The sequence below is a fragment of the Vibrio coralliilyticus ATCC BAA-450 genome (assembly GCF_000176135.1).
Lineage (GTDB): Bacteria > Pseudomonadota > Gammaproteobacteria > Enterobacterales > Vibrionaceae > Vibrio > Vibrio coralliilyticus.
Genome location: NZ_ACZN01000018.1, coordinates 580,390 through 596,856 on the forward strand (window position 1 = coordinate 580,390; position 16,467 = coordinate 596,856).

Annotated in this window: 19 protein-coding genes and 1 riboswitch; of the genes, 5 read left to right on the plus strand and 14 right to left on the minus strand. The window is 43.0% G+C overall.

Annotated elements, in window-relative coordinates:
- Positions 1-191: 191 nt before the first annotated feature.
- Genes bluB through VIC_RS22030 form a run of 4 tightly spaced genes read right to left on the minus strand, consistent with a single transcriptional unit; the run spans position 192 to position 2,111 of the window.
- Entirely contained in the window at positions 192-836 is a 645-nt protein-coding gene (gene bluB, locus VIC_RS22015; RefSeq protein ID WP_006962571.1) for a 5,6-dimethylbenzimidazole synthase, read from the minus strand.
- A 12-nt stretch (positions 837-848) separates the two neighbouring features.
- The gene (locus VIC_RS22020) at positions 849-1,319 is read right to left on the minus strand and encodes a hypothetical protein (RefSeq protein ID WP_236612200.1); all 471 of its coding nucleotides are present in this window, start codon (positions 1,317-1,319) and stop codon (positions 849-851) included.
- Between the two features lie 13 nt (positions 1,320-1,332).
- Positions 1,333-1,707 (minus strand): hypothetical protein, encoded by a 375-nt coding sequence (locus tag VIC_RS22025; RefSeq protein WP_039952504.1) that lies wholly within the window; start codon positions 1,705-1,707, stop codon positions 1,333-1,335.
- 44 nt (positions 1,708-1,751) lie between these two features.
- Positions 1,752-2,111 (minus strand): VOC family protein, encoded by a 360-nt coding sequence (locus VIC_RS22030; RefSeq protein ID WP_039952506.1) that lies wholly within the window; start codon positions 2,109-2,111, stop codon positions 1,752-1,754.
- Positions 2,112-2,399: 288 nt separating this feature from the next.
- Here VIC_RS22030 and VIC_RS22035 point away from each other — a divergent pair, with 288 nt between their 5' ends.
- Positions 2,400-3,257 (plus strand): DUF2608 domain-containing protein, encoded by an 858-nt coding sequence (locus VIC_RS22035; protein ID WP_006962574.1) that lies wholly within the window; start codon positions 2,400-2,402, stop codon positions 3,255-3,257.
- A 196-nt stretch (positions 3,258-3,453) separates the two neighbouring features.
- Here VIC_RS22035 and VIC_RS22040 read toward each other — a convergent pair whose 3' ends face one another.
- The 4 genes from VIC_RS22040 to VIC_RS22055 all read right to left on the minus strand — a co-directional run bounded on the left by VIC_RS22040 (position 3,454) and on the right by VIC_RS22055 (position 6,423).
- On the minus strand, positions 3,454-3,984 hold the full coding sequence (locus VIC_RS22040; protein ID WP_039952508.1) for a GNAT family N-acetyltransferase: 531 nt from the start codon (positions 3,982-3,984) through the stop codon (positions 3,454-3,456).
- A 34-nt stretch (positions 3,985-4,018) separates the two neighbouring features.
- Positions 4,019-4,558: a GNAT family N-acetyltransferase gene (locus tag VIC_RS22045; RefSeq protein WP_039952510.1), complete on the minus strand. Its 540-nt coding sequence runs from the start codon at positions 4,556-4,558 to the stop codon at positions 4,019-4,021.
- A gap of 230 nt (positions 4,559-4,788) precedes the next feature.
- The gene (locus VIC_RS22050; RefSeq protein ID WP_006962578.1) at positions 4,789-5,718 is read right to left on the minus strand and encodes a hypothetical protein; all 930 of its coding nucleotides are present in this window, start codon (positions 5,716-5,718) and stop codon (positions 4,789-4,791) included.
- A 186-nt stretch (positions 5,719-5,904) separates the two neighbouring features.
- Entirely contained in the window at positions 5,905-6,423 is a 519-nt protein-coding gene (locus VIC_RS22055) for a hypothetical protein (RefSeq protein WP_006962580.1), read from the minus strand.
- Between the two features lie 266 nt (positions 6,424-6,689).
- On the opposite strand from VIC_RS22055, the gene VIC_RS22060 reads away from it, so the two are divergent.
- Positions 6,690-7,655 carry an integron integrase gene (locus tag VIC_RS22060; protein ID WP_006962582.1) on the plus strand — a complete coding sequence of 322 codons (966 nt, stop codon included), beginning with the start codon at positions 6,690-6,692 and terminating at the stop codon, positions 7,653-7,655.
- A 1-nt stretch (position 7,656) separates the two neighbouring features.
- Here the strand turns inward: VIC_RS22060 and VIC_RS22065 are convergent, their stop codons facing one another.
- From VIC_RS22065 to VIC_RS26915, 4 genes are all read right to left on the minus strand, one after another.
- Entirely contained in the window at positions 7,657-8,046 is a 390-nt protein-coding gene (locus VIC_RS22065) for a ribosome recycling factor family protein (RefSeq protein WP_006962584.1), read from the minus strand.
- Between the two features lie 50 nt (positions 8,047-8,096).
- Positions 8,097-9,875 (minus strand): putative bifunctional diguanylate cyclase/phosphodiesterase, encoded by a 1,779-nt coding sequence (locus VIC_RS22070; RefSeq protein ID WP_006962585.1) that lies wholly within the window; start codon positions 9,873-9,875, stop codon positions 8,097-8,099.
- A gap of 140 nt (positions 9,876-10,015) precedes the next feature.
- Positions 10,016-10,735: a chromosome partitioning protein ParA gene (locus VIC_RS22075; protein ID WP_413788340.1), complete on the minus strand. Its 720-nt coding sequence runs from the start codon at positions 10,733-10,735 to the stop codon at positions 10,016-10,018.
- Between the two features lie 36 nt (positions 10,736-10,771).
- Complete coding sequence (locus tag VIC_RS26915; RefSeq protein ID WP_006962587.1) at positions 10,772-10,930, minus strand: hypothetical protein; 159 nt, start codon at positions 10,928-10,930, stop codon at positions 10,772-10,774.
- 284 nt (positions 10,931-11,214) lie between these two features.
- Between VIC_RS26915 and VIC_RS22085 the strand changes: the two genes are divergently transcribed.
- A complete protein-coding gene (locus VIC_RS22085; RefSeq protein WP_006962588.1) occupies positions 11,215-11,553 on the plus strand; it encodes a YggL 50S ribosome-binding family protein in 339 nt (112 codons plus the stop codon).
- Positions 11,554-11,598: 45 nt separating this feature from the next.
- On the opposite strand, the gene VIC_RS22090 is transcribed toward VIC_RS22085, so the two are convergent.
- The gene (locus VIC_RS22090) at positions 11,599-11,841 is read right to left on the minus strand and encodes a hypothetical protein (protein ID WP_006962589.1); all 243 of its coding nucleotides are present in this window, start codon (positions 11,839-11,841) and stop codon (positions 11,599-11,601) included.
- A 449-nt stretch (positions 11,842-12,290) separates the two neighbouring features.
- Here VIC_RS22090 and VIC_RS22095 point away from each other — a divergent pair, with 449 nt between their 5' ends.
- Entirely contained in the window at positions 12,291-13,841 is a 1,551-nt protein-coding gene (locus VIC_RS22095) for a carboxypeptidase-like regulatory domain-containing protein (RefSeq protein ID WP_006962590.1), read from the plus strand.
- A 283-nt stretch (positions 13,842-14,124) separates the two neighbouring features.
- Positions 14,125-14,228, plus strand: a riboswitch (glycine riboswitch).
- A 109-nt stretch (positions 14,229-14,337) separates the two neighbouring features.
- Positions 14,338-15,711, plus strand: a complete 1,374-nt coding sequence (locus VIC_RS22100; protein ID WP_006962591.1) for an alanine/glycine:cation symporter family protein — start codon at positions 14,338-14,340, stop codon at positions 15,709-15,711.
- Between the two features lie 36 nt (positions 15,712-15,747).
- Here VIC_RS22100 and VIC_RS22105 read toward each other — a convergent pair whose 3' ends face one another.
- Positions 15,748-16,362 carry a LysE family translocator gene (locus VIC_RS22105; RefSeq protein WP_172974072.1) on the minus strand — a complete coding sequence of 205 codons (615 nt, stop codon included), beginning with the start codon at positions 16,360-16,362 and terminating at the stop codon, positions 15,748-15,750.
- Positions 16,363-16,467 lie beyond the last annotated feature (105 nt).

The window sequence follows — 16,467 nt, forward strand, 5'->3', positions numbered from 1 at the left end:
AGTAATCAGCACGATTATTGTGATCGGCATAACTATTAGGCTTATTAATAAGTGAGCTAGTTATCGGTTTGACAACCGAGTAAAGCGCTCATAATTTGTTCAAGGACAAATCAAGGGGAGATGGAGGAATTTGGAGTGCTAGGCCATTTAAAGCCTTGAATAAGTATACAGAATTAAAATGAGGCGGCCACTTACTGTGACCACTTTTCTTTATGAATCAGCTGGTTGAGCTCTTCTCGCTTGAGCCAGCCAAACTCTTCAAGCTCGGGCTTATCATTAAATTTTGACACATAACCTAAGCACAAGTAGCCAATAATATCCTTGTCTTCAGGAATACCCAGCACGTTTCTAAGCACTTCATCATGAATAATGCTAACCCAGCCAAGGCCAATGTTTTCTGCTCTGGCTGCCAGCCACATATTCTGAATGGCGCAAACCGTACTATAGAGGTCCATTTCAGGCTTAATTGTCCGCCCTATAACCACAGGGCCATTGCGTTCTCTGTCACATGTGACGCATATTCCAAGCGGTGCTTCCAAGATGCCTTCAAGTTTGAAGCTACGATATTGTTCACGTTTCTCTTCGGAGAATTGCTCGGCTGATTCGACCCTAGCCTTCTCATATCCCCGCTTGATCGCCTTCTTGGTTTCCTCTTCGGTGACAAGAATGAAGTCCCAAGGCTGCATAAAACCTACACTGGGTGCATGATGCCCAGCGGTAAGAATTCTCAACAACACATCTTCTGGAATCGCTTTAGGAATGAAATCGCGACGTACATCCCGACGGGAAAAAATCACTTTATAAAGTGCATCTCTTTCTTCTTCATTAATGAACATACGTGCTCTCCCTCAAAAAGTGAGAATTGTATTAGTAATGCTAGGGAACGCCAAGAGACGAGCGCGCTTAATCAGAATTAATTGGAAGGTTCGGGTTGTTTCGTCGTCATATGGCAGATCTTCTGGATCTACACCGATGTAGTCAGGTTCAACGTATTCAGGAAGCTGAACCGCACGTATCGAGTTTTGCCCCATGAGTAGAGCCTTACATACTCGATGCATACCATCCATTATCCTTCCCTGATGACACAATATGATTGGATAGGATAAATCCACATAGTTAATTAAAGCAGCATGCTCCAGAACACTTCGGCAAGTCGGTTTCGCCCCACCGAGTTCATACCAAAACTCTTCATCCAGCTCACTAATATCAGAGATAGGCACGTCTATAATGGGAAGCTTTTTAGTAATTTCGATTAACCTAAGAACATCCCACGCCAATAAACCCTGCTCAGATTGGCGAAAATGATATTGTTGGCGCATAAAGATTCCTTATCTAAGCCATTAAATAGAAAAAGAGCAGAACACTCACTGTTCCAAATACAATCCACGAAAGGTGCCTGCCCTTCGAGCCCCAAAAAGCCATTACACAATGGATAGCAAATGTGATCGCGATTATTTTTACGACTGTCGATTGACTAAACCCAGGTAGAGTGAGGCTGAAAACAATGGCAGCAAACCCTATCCAAGCGACAGAGGTTAGGTGCCAAGCGAAACGTAAAGTGCGTTTGGTAAAGTCATCGCTCCCAAAAAGCTTAGGCAAATTGTCTCGTTTGAATAGCCGCATCAGGATATAGCGTTCACCAAGGTAGGAATGAATGAACGAAATGGCAATCAGAAGTAAAGCAGACACGTATAAGGTAAGTTCCATTTCTTAACCCTTAACCAAAAAATATTTTCTGACACAACGACTCATTATTCTGCCAAATCAACTTGCACGATGGAGAAGCTATTCTTGTTGCAGTCTACGATATGAGTCATCAATCCGCCCCAGAGCTGTTTTTCAGGCGGCCCCGTAAATTCAACGTCTTTTGCTGTTAAGGTCTCGTAGAAGCTATGGATGTTTTTGACTTCCAGGCTAAAACCTAAAAATCGCCCCGCTTCAAACTCACCGCTTTCTTCTCCCTCCAGCAACACCTGAACGTTCTCCAACTGGTAACCGATGAACCCTTCTTCTGGTGAACCGAACACCTTGTTAAGTCCAAGTTTTTCCGTGTAGAACTTTTCTGACTCGATTAAACAACGACATGGGATTCTCATTGTGTTGATTTTCACTTTTCACGCACCTTGTGTTGGCTTCTCACCACTAAGCTAAACCATTTCCCTTCAAACGCAAAACAACCAACGCTTCAGAATATAACGCTTTGTGTTGATTAATGGTTTGCGCACTTGTTCCTTCGCTTCTTTGCCAGAAAACCTTTTCTAGTGTGATGCCGATCTAGTTTGAAAATTAGATTCGATCGACAATCTGCGATATTTTTTGCAATGTTATAACATAACCATTATATTACTTGGCGTTCATCAGGTCGCCAAAGAAGAACCAATCTAAGGAAGATTTTCCATATGATGCTAAAAAAAGTAGCAGCACTTTGTGCTCTTTCATTTGCAAGCAATGCAATGGCAGACGTAGTCGTGAAGGAAACAACCAAGTTTCAGGATGTGGCTGCGAAAGTAAATCAATTGACGAAACAAGGTGAGAAACCGCTGATTGTTATTGATATAGATAACACTCTTCTGACCTCTACTTCTGATATCGGTGGCGACATTTGGTACCAATGGCAACGAGGTAAACTGGATGTAAAACCTGCGGAAGGCGATAAAGTCGACTGTCTTTTCCAAGATTCAATTGGCCTACTCTACGAATTAGTACCAATGAAAATCATTGAAGACGACGTTCCAGCAACGGTAAGCGGTTGGCAGGACAAGGGGCTAACCGTCATGGCTCTGACATCCCGTTCACCAAACTATCGCTATGCAACTGAGCGTGAAATGATTCGCAACCAGTACGACATGACACGTACCGCACTCAAAGAGAAGGGTTCTGATCAGCTTCCTGTTTACATTGATAACCCTAAGCGTCCTCTGAGCTACATCAACGGCATCATGATGACGACAGGTATGAACAAGGGCACAATGCTGGATTATATTCTGGATAAAACAGGCCAGAGCTTCAGCAGCGTCGTATTTATTGATGACAGTAAGAAAAACATCGTGAATATGGAAGAAGCATATAAAGATGACGCTTCTGTCGACATGACGATTTTCCACTACACCAAAGTTGAAGAAGATCGTATAGCTGCAAATGGTGCGGTTCTAACGAAAGAGCAAGCCAACAAGATGGCAAGTGATTGGAAAGAGCTCAACCAAGTGCTGGATAAGATCGCACCTGCCCGTATTGGTGACACTTGCCTCGGCCAGTAATGACTTGTGGGTGAAAACTGAATTTAAAGATTGTTGCGTGTGTCTGTGCTCTTAAAAGTTAGCTCAAGGGCAAATTGGGGGCCCCACTGCGGACTTGATAGATAACGGACTCATGCAACGCCCTCTTAGAGCGATACCAAGATTGGTATCGCTTTTTTCGTCAAGCTAAGGCCAGTTTAGCTTGACCTCAAAATGGCTATAAATGTGTTTTCACATAGATTAAGGTGTTATCCAAATCACCACTAGGTAGTCGTCTGCCATTGACCAAGCAAGCTTCAAAGTGATAACCGCACCGCGTTGCCACGGCCTGGCTTTTAGTATTTGACTCAGCCATTTTTATTTCCAGTCTCCTCGCACAACGAACCTGAAATGCGTATCGCTCAACCAGACTAACAGCTTCTGTAACGTACCCTTTTCCTGTCTCTGAGGTGCGTAGCCAATATCCGATCTCGAAATAAGGGAGACTTTTATCTCTAACAATAAAGCCTATTGCACCGATAAAATGCCCAGTCGCTTTTTCGATAATGTTGAACCAAAACTCATCGACAAACTGCTCAAAGTTCACTAACGCAGTTTTGGTGTTTTCTTCGATATCGGCCAATGTTAGTGAATCTGTGACCCAAGGGAGAAAAGGAGCAAACTCCTCTTTGCTATCTTCAATAACAGTAAACATGGATTCTGAATATTCTAAAGAAGGCGGGGTTAATTTAATCCTCTGTGTTTCCATAAAAGTCACCATTAAACATGTAGATAGTAATTGGTTAACTTATTGAGTGGAGTTTTTGCCACTCTGAACGCAATACTCCGTATTTAACTGAGTCATAATACTCGCCATTGAAGTATCTTACTTTTCGCAGTCGAGCTTCTTGCTGAAAACCGAGCTTGAGTGCAAGTGACATCATGCGAGGGTTTCCGGACCACGTTGTCATCCCAACTCGCTCTATTTGCTTGTTTTTAAACAAATAAGTAACCCAAAGAGGAATTGCAGTCGCTGCTATTCCTTTTCCCCAAAAAGCAGAGTCGTAAACGACAATTCCAGCTTCGAGCCAGCGTGTTTCTTCACATTCCCAATAACAACTCACGGTACCAACAGGGGCATCATTTACCGTCACCAATTGAAGATCTTCACCTTTTATCATTCGTTGAAAAGACCCTCTTTCAAACTGTTCAAGTGAAGGATGCGAATATGGGAAATAGGGTCCATTGAACTTTGTCCATTCATCGTTGGATACCACAAGAGCATGAATGGTTTCCAGCTCATCCGGCTTAGCGGGCCTAATACTAATCACGGTATCTGACACAAAATTTCCTTCTTAATTTTAATGGTCCACCTTCATGGCAGAGAGTCTGGTGGCTATATAGGCAGCACTTTATCGTTGTTTCTAATTCAGAGCAAAAGATTGCAGCTCAGTTTTATCGATGTTTCATCACCCGACATTAACAATGCTAAAAATCTCGTACTCCAAAAAGTCAATGCAGGGCTAACAATCAAAAAGAGCGCCCATTGGCGCTCTCTCGAGAAGTTCAAAGCTTACTCTGTAAACGTGGCATTCAGTTTCACTTTATAGTGAGCATAAATGTTTGATGAGTAGTGCCTTGCAACCAGTTTTATCTTCAGCTTCTCTACATCAACCGGTTGTTCCAAAGCAACAGACTGTCGGCCTGGGAATTTCAGATAGCTTGGATATACGCGGTTACCATTTTCATCATGAACGAATGCAACAACAGATTGATTTCGAGCGTTGTCATTTGTTTCAACGACCAACTCTAAAGACTTCACTTTCTTATTATAAGTTGGGGTAATTTCAATCCAATCCGTCACTGCCTGACCAAAACGGACATACATTGATGTTCCTGCCGAGTGTGTTTCGTCAAAATCAATCACGGGGTCATGGTCAGGAAAGCTGCTTGCATCGTTCGGTTTGCTGTTACCAAAGTACTCTTGAATTAAGCTAAAGCTGTCTCCGTCATAATCTGTATTAGCATCGAGTCCAACTGAGTTATAAGTTTTCTTCCACCATGTCGGTAGATGATCGTTGTCTATACGCGAGCTTTCGCCAAAGTTAAAACGAAAATTCCCTTCAAATCGCTGACTCGATTGAGAAAAATCTGCATTATACAAAGAGATAACAGCTCGATAATTATCCTGCCAGTAAGCGATAGGCGTAGCAAATGTGTGCTCACCAATACCGGCGCGACAGTCTAGATAGTGCAGTAACGTACTCGCACTATCGTAAATACTAATCTTACAATCCATTGAAGACGGCTGGTTGTTGTCATAGCCTAACGTTGCCAAGTGGCGTCTGTCTGCAGGTAGTGAAAGGTTAACAGGGATATTCAAGCGCTGACCTTTATATAACGTCTGACTTACTTGAGTATTGAACGTTTCCAAGTGAGGATTAGTATTCGCAACAGCGACGAATGAGAGAAAGGGAAGAGCCAACAGAAGTTTTGTTTTCATTACATCAACCTATAGCCATTTGTTATTAATAACCTAAAATCAATTAACGAATGCTATTAATCACAGGTAAGGTATGTAAATACTCAATTGAAGAAACCAATTGATTTACAAATAGCTATAGGTTGTTACATCGTAAAATGTGACAGGTTTAATCTATAACGCGCTCTCCATTTGAATGAAAAGCTCTTAGGCAACTTCTGTCTCTTCTTGGCTCTGCTCATCTAATGGCTCAATCTCAGCATCTCTTAGCTTTTGAATGAGAACAGGCAGATCATTACGATAAAAACTTGCATTGTAACCTTGAGCAGCAGATGGTAGAGACTGAACAAACTGACACAATGGCTCGCAAGGCGCAGTGACGTCATCACTATCATTAGGGACAAGCAACACCTTTTCATTAACCGTCAATAACACGCTTTCTAATGACTGTTCGTAATGTTCTACATTTTCAGGCGTTATCGGCTGAAAAACAAAAAAATAGTTCGGCAATCGAATCATCGTGCTCTCATCCTGCTTCGATAAGGCACCAGAAAACACCCATTGCTGAGTTTCTGATTTGAATCGCTTTTTCATTTTTTCGACACGCACGGTCAGTGTTTTTTTCGCGTCTTGGGCTTCCTTTTTCCGTTTAGCTTCAAAATAGAAGTACAAGGCAAAGAGGGTTAATAGAACAAAAAGGAGCGCGATAAGAATAAAGAAAGGCATGATAATTTGCTTAGAATTGGTGCTGAGTAGCTGAAAAATAAAAGGAATTATACAAAATGATTCCTTTCTTAACCAAAGGTAATTAGCAATTTAGTGAAATCAGAAACATTCCGTGCAGGTTGTGCTTTATGTTAAGCATCAACTTCCCTTTCAAAAGTTACCCTAGATAACTCAACATAATTAATCCTAAAGTCATACTTTTGTTGTCGGGAAACACGCTATAAATGAACGCATCTACACAATGCCTAGAAAGATGATGAAGCGTTATGCCTGAGAAAAGTCCTTTTCTTAGAGAAGTATGTGAGCACATGAGACTAAGTGGTTACAGTATTCGAACGGAAAAATCGTACCTGTACTGGATTCGGTCTTATATTTTCTATCACGAAAAACGTCACCCTATGCAAATGGGATCAGAGGAAGTCATTCAATTTCTGTCCTATTTAGCCAACTCTCGCAATGTGGCAATCAATACACAAAAAGTAGCGCTAAATGCTCTGGTTTACCTTTATCAAGCCTTCCTCAAAATTGAACTGGGAGAATTGGGCTTTCGCCACGCAACCAAGCAAAGGCAGTTACCCGTTGTAATAACACCAAATGAAGTCAAGCAGGTTCTTTCTCATCTAAACGGAAAGGAAAAGCTTATCGTCGAGCTGCTTTATGGAAGTGGATTACGAATTTCAGAATGTTTAAGGCTGAGAGTTCAAGATATCGATTTGAGTAATCTATCCATTACAGTTAGAGATGGAAAAGGAAAAAAGGACAGGCAGACATTACTTAGTAAACAGTGTGTCGATGTCCTGAAACTGTTGATTGAACAGGCCGAGCAAGTTCAAATTGCCGACAACAAACACGGGATCGGCCCCTCACTCCCCTACGCAATCCATAAAAAATATCCGAACGCATTTCGTAAACTCGCTTGGATGTTTATTTTCCCCTCTCCTTCTATTTCGCATAGTCAATACAATAGTGATCATCCTTCTCGTCATCACCTTCATAGCAGTGTGATTAGAAAAGCGTTGAGTCGTGCCGTCGCAAAAACGACCATCAATAAAAAGGTAACTTGCCACACGTTTCGTCATAGCTTTGCAACACACCTATTGCAGGCAGGAAGAGACATTCGCAGTGTTCAAGAACTGCTGGGTCACAATGACGTAAAGACGACACAGATCTACACCCATGTTATCGGTCAACACTATGCAGGAACCACCAGCCCTCTAGATAACCTGAACTAAGTTATAAGATTTCAGACTCAAATCTAGCGGTACGAGCTTCTGAGAGTGAACAACCAGTGCGTTCCATCAACTCGGTGAGCGTGATTGTCGGGTCGGCAAGCAGTATGCGCTTAAGGCGCTCTTCAGTGGATTCACGTGGTTTAACACTTTGACTGATTTGTACATTCAACTTGCTTAACACAAAGTCGAATTCTGTAGATTGCTCAGATAGATTATTAAACAGGTCGAGTAGCGCCTCGGGTTGACCAATCAGTTGCCAGTTTCTCGAACGACGAACACGCTTGAGCTCACAATCGTGCTGTTTAGCGACAATACGCAACTGCTTGTTCGCGTCACCACCAATTCTGTGAATAAGCGAAGGGAGAGATATAACAAGGTTTTCTGACGGCATTGCAGGGCTCAGTTAACGAACAACCGAGATACTCTACCTGACAATCCACTTCATGCCGAGGCTTTACTGGAGTCAGAGCTGACATTAAAGAGCGAAAAGAACTCTTTACCTGAAAGAGGCTGGGAGAAAAGGTAGCCCTGATACTCATCGCAGTTTTCCTGACGCAGTACCTCTAGCTGCTGTTCGTCTTCAACGCCTTCAGCAATAACCTTAATATTCAGACTGTGACCCATCTGGACGATTGTTCTGAGTAACATACGATCCGCTTCATGAATCGCGCATTCATCAACAAAGCACTTATCAATTTTAAGTACATCAACGGGGAGCTGTTTCAAGTAACGCAAACAGGAATACTCCACCCCAAAATCATCAATCGCCACAGAGATCCCCAGTGCTCTCAACTGCCCACATATATCGGTCACTGCATCTGGGTCACTCATCAAAGCAGATTCGGTAATTTCGATCTGAAGTAGATGTGAAGGTAAACGAACTTCACGCAAAATTTCACAAATCACTTTAAACAGGTCAGTGTGATCGAACTGCACGTTTGAGACATTGACGGACACGCACAAATCTACACCAGCATCATGCCACTCTTTGATCTGATTACAGGCCTCTCGTAAAACCCAGTGCCCAAGGGGAACTATCTGAGCCGTTTTCTCAGCCACTGGAATAAATTCAGCAGGAGTGATTGAACCTAGCTGAGGATGTTTCCAACGGACCAGCGCCTCTGCCCCGACCACTTCTGAAGTCGTCGCCGAAACTTTAGGTTGGTAATACAAGGAGAACTGGTTTTTAACCAGCGCGTTTTTAATTTCAGTTTCAATTTGATGCTGCCTAATTGTTTCACCAAGCAACTCGTCATCAAACCAACACACAGAACCCGCGCCTTCAGAGCGAGCTTTAAATAAAGCAAAATCGGCATTTTTAACCCAAACATCGAGATTATCGACTGCGTCTCTGGCGAATGCTATACCTATACAAAAACCAAGCCTGTGAGAAGTGTTGTTAACATTGAAAAGAGTCTTCTTATGTCTAAGCAAGATTTCAATCGTCTCATCTAAAACCAATTCGACATCATGGGATTCAGCGATTAAAACAAACTCGTCACCTCCTAGGCGATAGAGTTTTCCGTACCCTCCAATGAGTTCATTGATATGGTTGGCAAACGCCACTAGTAATATGTCACCATGGCGATATCCTAAACGATCATTGACGTTCTTGAACCCATCAAGCCCAATGTGCAATAAGCCAAAATGCTCTGCGTTGTCTTTGTTTACTTGTTTGATATCACTATAGAAAGCATGAAGGTTTGGCAGCTTGGTCAGGTAATCCGTCACACTCTCCTGCTTGTAAGCCATAGCCTGCTCACGCACTTTGACATAAAAATACGCCATGATGGTCGCGAACACAGTAATCGCACTGACTTCTGTCGCTACCTCAATAAATAGCTGTAAGTCCGTTGAAGTTAATTGGTATAGATAACCATTCACTAGCGCCGCCCCAACGGCGATTGGCCACAAAGTCCCTGGGAAAAGTACGATGTAGCAGAGTGGAATGAGTATTAAGGCGTCTCTGACAGAACCGATTTCAAATGGCTGAACCAACCCACCAATTAGGAACATCGCGACTGAAGAAAAGGCAAATAAGTGGCGCAACGTGAGATCGTTTGCAATCAAAGCCAAGATCATGAGTATCGGAAAAATAAAGAAAATGCGTGACCAGCTGTGGTCCTGATTTACCAACCCATAGGAGACAACCCCTACCGCACAGAGAAAGGCAAGGTTAGCAATGATTTTTACCCACTCTGTACCATTATTCTTCTGCACGCCGCTTCCTTAACCGCATAAGCACGTTTGTCGAGGTTATTGGTCTATCCATTAAAATTAGTAACAAATCTATTAATTGCCTACTTTTGATATAAAAAAACCTCCCTAGTGGGAGGTTTAATAACAATTTCAGCGCGATGTTACTGCAAACCTAATTCGTCTGTAAGTGCCTTCATTTGTTTTAGATCCATCTGATGCACTCTGATCATCTGATTGACCTGACTTAAGCGAGAGTTTGCTTCATCTTGCTTATCACATGAGTCAGATTTTGCATCCCATGACGTACCTGATAGGTACAAATCACAATCTTTTTTCAGCTGTTTGACTTTAGGTTCGAGCTCTTCGCGTTCTTTTTCTAATGCTTCCAGTTCTTGCTTAACTTTGAGCTCTTGTTGGAATAACTCTCGTGATCGCTCAAACATCGTCGCTTGCATATCAGCCTGTCGATTCAGTTGATTATTCTCTCGGTTCGCTTCAGCAATCTTCTGCTTCTGCTGATTCAGTTGTTCCTCAAGGGATAAATTGACTTTTTCCAGCTCAGAAACCTCTGAACGTAGAGCTGCCAATGCATCTTCGTGCTCTTGCTGCTGCTCCTCGATGGCTTGTTGCAGCTTAACTGCGATTTCATCATCCACTTTCGCCACTTTATCTTCGACTTCAACAACCAGCTGTTTTTTGTCTTCTACAAGTAACTGATATTTTTCTTCCAGCCCATTGTAGGCATTTTGCCATTTACCGGCCGTGACGACGGAGCCAACTAACCCACCTAGTGCTAATCCTAAGACACCAGCAATAATGATGTATAAATAACTGCGCTTATCTCTTTCTTCGATAACCACCACATCATCATTGTTATCCATTTCAGACTCGTTGTTCACTTCTTTGCTCCTACTGGTTTAGCGCATGAGTTCGGTTACCACCAAAGTGGCGGTATAAACTAAAAAGCCGGAGATCAGAGTAACAACGACATATTTTTGCAGCTTTTCGTTGGTTCGATACCGGATCAGAACAAACGCCAATGCCACCAAAAAAACAATCGCAATCAATCTTGTCATACCGTCTCCTTAGCCAGACTCTGCGCGAACCTCAATGGCCTGTTAACTCGTTCATTTATACCATTTTTTAAGAGCATTGGGTCAGAGTTAGGTTTGTTTTATACCCATTTGATTTAATTATATACACTCCCATTCCCGCTTCCTCCACTTCCACGTGGTTTAATCGTAACAAAACGCGACCTTTCCCAAACAACATTAGAATTTTACCCCTTTAACAGAATTATATTTGGGCTTGCATAGAATTTGAGGTATAAGGAGCTAACTCGAAAGTTTGAGGCAAAATAATGAAACCATTTAAGTTAGAAAATAAGAAACGTCGTATCCAGAAGAAGCTATTTTTGGGTGAGTTCGCGATGCTTGGATTCGAAGTCAGCTGTGAAACAACGATCACTGACTTTGACAACTACGACGCGTTTGTTGACGAGTTCATTGATTACATTGATGCGCTTGGTCTAAGCTTTGGCGGCGGTGGTCTTGAGTTGTTTGAAGGCTTTATCTGTCACTCAGAAAGATACCAAAGCGTAACAGAAGAACAACAAGCAAAAGTCGCTGAATGGCTGGATGCTCGCGCTGATGTGAAATCAGTGCAAGTAAGCGAGCTGGTTGACGCGAACTACTTCTAAGCTTTGCAATAGCGCCCTACTTAGGGCGCTATTGCTATGTCATATCTATTTCACTTCTAAACCTAGATTGTATTGCGCCAAGCATCGGGTGACATAACTCACTTTCAAAAATGCAGCTATTACGATGGTACTGATATGCGCAGCAATTTGAGCATTCAGGCTGAAGGAGTTAGCGTATGGATACGAAATCAGCACGCTGACCACCAGTGCGAGAAAAGTGACGACCAGTCCAATATTTGAAACAGTCAAAAGTGTTTTGAATGTAGTGCGAGTTGGTTGAACAAACATAGAGACCTCACTAGATTATTTTGTTTTTCTCTCTACATTGCATTCTTCTTGCCAACTTTAAAATCTCCGTATAATCAATACAATAGAAATCAAACCAACAAAAATAGTGTCAATAAGACATCACAACAATAAAGTCAAAAAGACACTATAGAGTCTTTAAAACCGAACTCAACTTAACCCCCTCGACACACTCCACTCAACAGTTTTAAACCAGTTGAATTCCAATTATTTTAATGGGTTAAAATTACATATATATCACTTAGTATAAATACTCAAAACACTATTGATATGATGATTGTTTTATATGTAGTATGACTTCTTCAGAGCGACGAGATTCAACTTTTTCGCCTGCTCTGATGTTCATCGAGAACTTAAGTTAGTTCGTAGTCAACTTGTTGTAAGTCTCATTCCACCATGAATTACTACTTCATTAGTGAGGAGAGACCTCCATGCGATATTTAGCATTACTCGCTGCCCTACTTTCATTAGGTACAAATGCATCACCCAATTTTCCTGATTTATCCGATTATCAAAAAATCGACAAGGTATCAGGAACAACGTCACTTTCGCGTAACGTCGGCGTCATCGAAAACCAAATTATTTTTAAAGATTTTGGCGTTTGGAAGTTTGGTCCAAAGCTTCCGGTTACCGGCAGTGGATATACCGATAAGTACGTCTACAACACAGACCGCTTTATTGCTATCGGTTCCAACTCTGAGCACAAAGTTTGGCTGTACGAGCGCGAGAACGCATTCAAACCAAACTGGACGTTATCTAGCACAATCGAACTGCCGGACGACGTTGACCCACAACTTTCTCAATTTGGTGAGTCTGTTTACCTTGATGACCAGCTACTCACAATTTCCGATCCCAAGCAAAGAAGCGTTTATGTATACCTCAGAAACTCTGGGGAATGGCAACTGGTCGATAAGCTAGACGTCAACAGCTTTCCCGACCCTACTTATCAGTCTTTAGGGTTTACTGTTCGCCGTTATGCCAACGAGTTGTACATCAGCGAATCGTCAGCAGAGCGTATCTTTATTTTCCGCAGTCGAGATCTTAATACTTGGCACTTAGGTGATGTTATTGAGTCGCCGGATAAGACCCCAACTCAATCCAGTCAGTTTGGTTTCGCCTTTGATGTGAATAAGCACTTTTTAGTCGTAAGTAGTTACACAACGTCGTACGTGCATGTCTTCATGAGACGTCATCCTTACGAATCTTGGAGCCTTCAGCAGACGATCAATCAAGCGGATATCGATACGGAAACAGGCTATTTTGGTCATGACGTGGAGCTAGATCGGACCACCTTCATGATTGGTGATGACGCACTAGGGAAAGTTTATCGTTTCGATATCCAAAAAGGTAAAGAGTTGTCTTGGCAGCTGGCTGAAATCTTTCAGACTGGAGACGGGAACAGTAGGTATGGTTCCAGTTTTGGGTTTGAATCAGGCACTTTATTGATTGGTGATATTAGCAATTCACACCTATTTACGCGCCCTACTTCAAAAGTAAACATTGAAGGATACGTATACTCTCAGGATGGCATCCCTGTCCAAAACGCAGATGTAAGAGGTTACTTCTCCAGCGCTAAAACAGACGCTAATGGCGCATACACCTTACCTGTTCCAAGAGGTTGGAGTGGCAGCCTTTACGCAGAAAAATTTGCTGGGGCGATTTACACCAGTCAACCCATTGACCTCAATCGAACATATCGAGATGTCACGCTCGAAGACTTTACTATTTCGGAACCGATTATGTTTCCCACCATCATGACCATCTCAGGAAGCTGCCGCGATACTGAAATGTACATAGAGGAGATTCCTAGAGGAGATCAAGACAATGTCTTTAGTCGATTTATTCAATTTGATCTTCGCTATGGTACGAGCGGCACCTTAACACCTGTCTCCGAAGTCTGTGACGTTACCCCTTCGCAACTTGAGTATGACTTCGTGGATGAAAATTCCATCTTTAGCATCCGTACTCAAAACAAAGAATGAGTTTTAACTAAGAGCCTTTGAAGCTTTCAAAGGCTCTAATTATCCTCATTTCCCCCATTTTGTTATTCATGCAAAAAACTAATTGAATTACACAAAAATAATGATAGAGTTCACACGTTGGTAGCAACCAGTGCTATCAACCAACTTTTGCTCACTTTACGAGCAATCGTTCCGATGAAGACTACAGGAGAGTGGTTATTAACCAAATTTTAACATTTGGACGAAATAACCTACCGAAGAAGTAAATCTTTCAGGTGCTGTGAAAACAGCGAGGACTGTAGTTGGAGGAACCTCTGGAGAGAACCGTTAAATCGGTCGCCGAAGGAGCAAACCTCACACCATCAGGTGTGTGGTGAAACTCTCAGGCAAAAGGACAGAGGAGTGAAAAGAACAACCTAGCTATGATCGCTTTGCTGCCTGTAGCGTTTGTTGAGACTCGTCGTCTCTGCCCTTTCACTCTTCTCCTTAGTAATGCTTTATCAATTAAGGGGAAATCATGGATAACCTTCAATCTTTACTTAAAACTATCGACAGCTTTGTCTGGGGTCCACCACTACTTATCCTGTTAGTGGGAACCGGTGTCTACTTTACTTTTCGCTTAGGCTTACTTCAGTTTCGACACCTGCCGACTGCACTGAAAATGGTTTTCAGCAAAGATGATTCCAAAAAACCAGGTGATGTTTCAAGCTTCGCCGCTCTTTGTACCGCGCTTTCTGCCACCATCGGTACAGGTAACATTGTTGGTGTCGCAACCGCAATAAAACTCGGTGGTCCGGGTGCACTGTTCTGGATGTGGCTTGCTGCTCTGTTCGGAATGGCGACTAAATACGCGGAATGCTTATTGGCTGTTAAATACCGCAAGGTAGATGACAAAGGCCAGATGGTTGGTGGACCAATGTACTACCTCCAATATGGGGTGGGTTCTCGTACGCTCGCTTCGCTATTCGCCTTCTTCGCTTTGGGTGTTGCCTGCTTCGGTATTGGTACTTTCCCTCAGGTAAACGCGATTCTAGACGCCAGCCAGATCTCTTTTGGCGTGCCGCGAGAAGCATCCGCAGTGGTACTGACGGTACTAGTCGCGTTTGTCACGCTGGGTGGTATTCAGTCAATTGCTAAAGTTGCAGGCAAAGTCGTTCCAACGATGGCGCTGTTCTACGTATTGGCTTGTTTGAGCGTGATTGTCATCAACAGCGATCAACTGTTCAATGCTATCGAGCTAGTTCTGGTGTCTGCTTTCACACAAACGGCGGCAACAGGTGGCTTCCTTGGTGCAAGCATCATGCTAGCCATCCAGTCGGGTATTGCTCGTGGTGTTTTCTCTAACGAATCGGGTCTTGGCAGTGCTCCCATGGCAGCAGCGGCTGCGAAAACCGATTCGTGTGTGAGACAAGGTCTGATTTCGATGACAGGTACCTTCTTCGATACCATTATCATTTGTACGATGACAGGTCTTGCACTGATCCTGACTGGTGCATGGCAAAGTGACTTTGCTGGTGCAGCGATGACGACTCACGCTTTTGCTGTTGGCCTGAATGCTGAAACGCTTGGCCCTATTCTGGTTTCCGTTGGTTTGATCTTCTTCGCCTTCACAACCATTCTGGGTTGGAACTACTATGGTGAGCGCTGTGTCGTATTTTTGTTCGGCACCAAAGCCGTTCTGCCATACAAGGTTATCTTCCTTGCTTTGGTGGCATCAGGCGCTTTCCTACACCTCGATATGATTTGGATTATCGCTGATATCGTTAACGGCTTGATGGCGGTGCCTAACCTGATCGGTTTGATCTTGCTCCGTCATGTCGTGATTGAGGAAACGAAAGCGTATTTCTCAGCCGCTGTCGATAACTTAAAGCAACCTCAGATGCAGAGCTAACCAATAAAAAAAACAGCGGCTTAAGCCGCTGTTTTTTTATTCTTCCACTATAAGTTTCACACCTAAGCCAACGAGAACCACTCCTGTTGTTGCTTCCATTCGGCGCATAAACTTAGGGCTTTTAAGTAGGTTCTTTGCTGAGTTCAAAGTACCTGCTAAGCCACACTGCCAAATCATGGCAATCACAAAGTGGATAGCCGCCATCAAACTGGATTGCAAAAATGCCGAACCCTCGGGATTGATAAACTGCGGCAAGAACGCGAGATAGAAAACTGCTGTTTTCGGGTTGAGAATATTTGACAGAAAGCCTTCTCGAAGAGAGCGTTTCATATCCAGATTATGCGTATGAGACTCCATATTCGACAGAGCCACATCTCCTTTCCAGACCTCTCTTAAAGTTGTCGCCCCCAGCCATATAAGATAAGCGGCACCAACCATCTTTACTGCATTAAACAGTTCTGCCGACTGAGCCAAAATAGCGGAGATACCAATTGCAGAAAACGTCGCGTGGACAAACAGACCTAAACAAATACCTAGACTGGTGGCAACGCCATCTTTCACTCCACCTCGGGAAGAATTGCGTAGCACCAGCGCAGTGTCCAGACCCGGTGTTAGCGTTAAAATGGTAATGGCGATCAGAAACGCTTCCATATTGTTAATCACATCTACTCCTTTCTATGCCTCTTCTCGAATTCATCGAGGCCATTTGATAATCCTCTTCTATCATCAAAACGTCAGTGAATAAACAACGAAACG

Coding starts and splice junctions, on each gene's coding strand:
- VIC_RS22035 (WP_006962574.1), top strand. CDS start 2,400: ATGATGCTAAAAAAAGTAGCAGCACTTTGTGCTCTTTCATTTGCAAGC.
- VIC_RS22090 (WP_006962589.1), bottom strand. CDS start 11,841: ATGTTTGTTCAACCAACTCGCACTACATTCAAAACACTTTTGACTGTT.
- VIC_RS22055 (WP_006962580.1), bottom strand. CDS start 6,423: ATGCCTTTCTTTATTCTTATCGCGCTCCTTTTTGTTCTATTAACCCTC.
- VIC_RS22050 (WP_006962578.1), bottom strand. CDS start 5,718: ATGAAAACAAAACTTCTGTTGGCTCTTCCCTTTCTCTCATTCGTCGCT.
- VIC_RS22075 (WP_413788340.1), bottom strand. CDS start 10,735: ATGGATAACAATGATGATGTGGTGGTTATCGAAGAAAGAGATAAGCGC.
- VIC_RS22025 (WP_039952504.1), bottom strand. CDS start 1,707: ATGGAACTTACCTTATACGTGTCTGCTTTACTTCTGATTGCCATTTCG.
- VIC_RS22100 (WP_006962591.1), top strand. CDS start 14,338: ATGGATAACCTTCAATCTTTACTTAAAACTATCGACAGCTTTGTCTGG.
- VIC_RS22060 (WP_006962582.1), top strand. CDS start 6,690: ATGCCTGAGAAAAGTCCTTTTCTTAGAGAAGTATGTGAGCACATGAGA.
- VIC_RS22040 (WP_039952508.1), bottom strand. CDS start 3,984: ATGGAAACACAGAGGATTAAATTAACCCCGCCTTCTTTAGAATATTCA.
- VIC_RS26915 (WP_006962587.1), bottom strand. CDS start 10,930: ATGACAAGATTGATTGCGATTGTTTTTTTGGTGGCATTGGCGTTTGTT.
- VIC_RS22020 (WP_236612200.1), bottom strand. CDS start 1,319: ATGCGCCAACAATATCATTTTCGCCAATCTGAGCAGGGTTTATTGGCG.
- bluB (WP_006962571.1), bottom strand. CDS start 836: ATGTTCATTAATGAAGAAGAAAGAGATGCACTTTATAAAGTGATTTTT.
- VIC_RS22085 (WP_006962588.1), top strand. CDS start 11,215: ATGAAACCATTTAAGTTAGAAAATAAGAAACGTCGTATCCAGAAGAAG.
- VIC_RS22095 (WP_006962590.1), top strand. CDS start 12,291: ATGCGATATTTAGCATTACTCGCTGCCCTACTTTCATTAGGTACAAAT.
- VIC_RS22105 (WP_172974072.1), bottom strand. CDS start 16,362: ATGGAAGCGTTTCTGATCGCCATTACCATTTTAACGCTAACACCGGGT.
- VIC_RS22065 (WP_006962584.1), bottom strand. CDS start 8,046: ATGCCGTCAGAAAACCTTGTTATATCTCTCCCTTCGCTTATTCACAGA.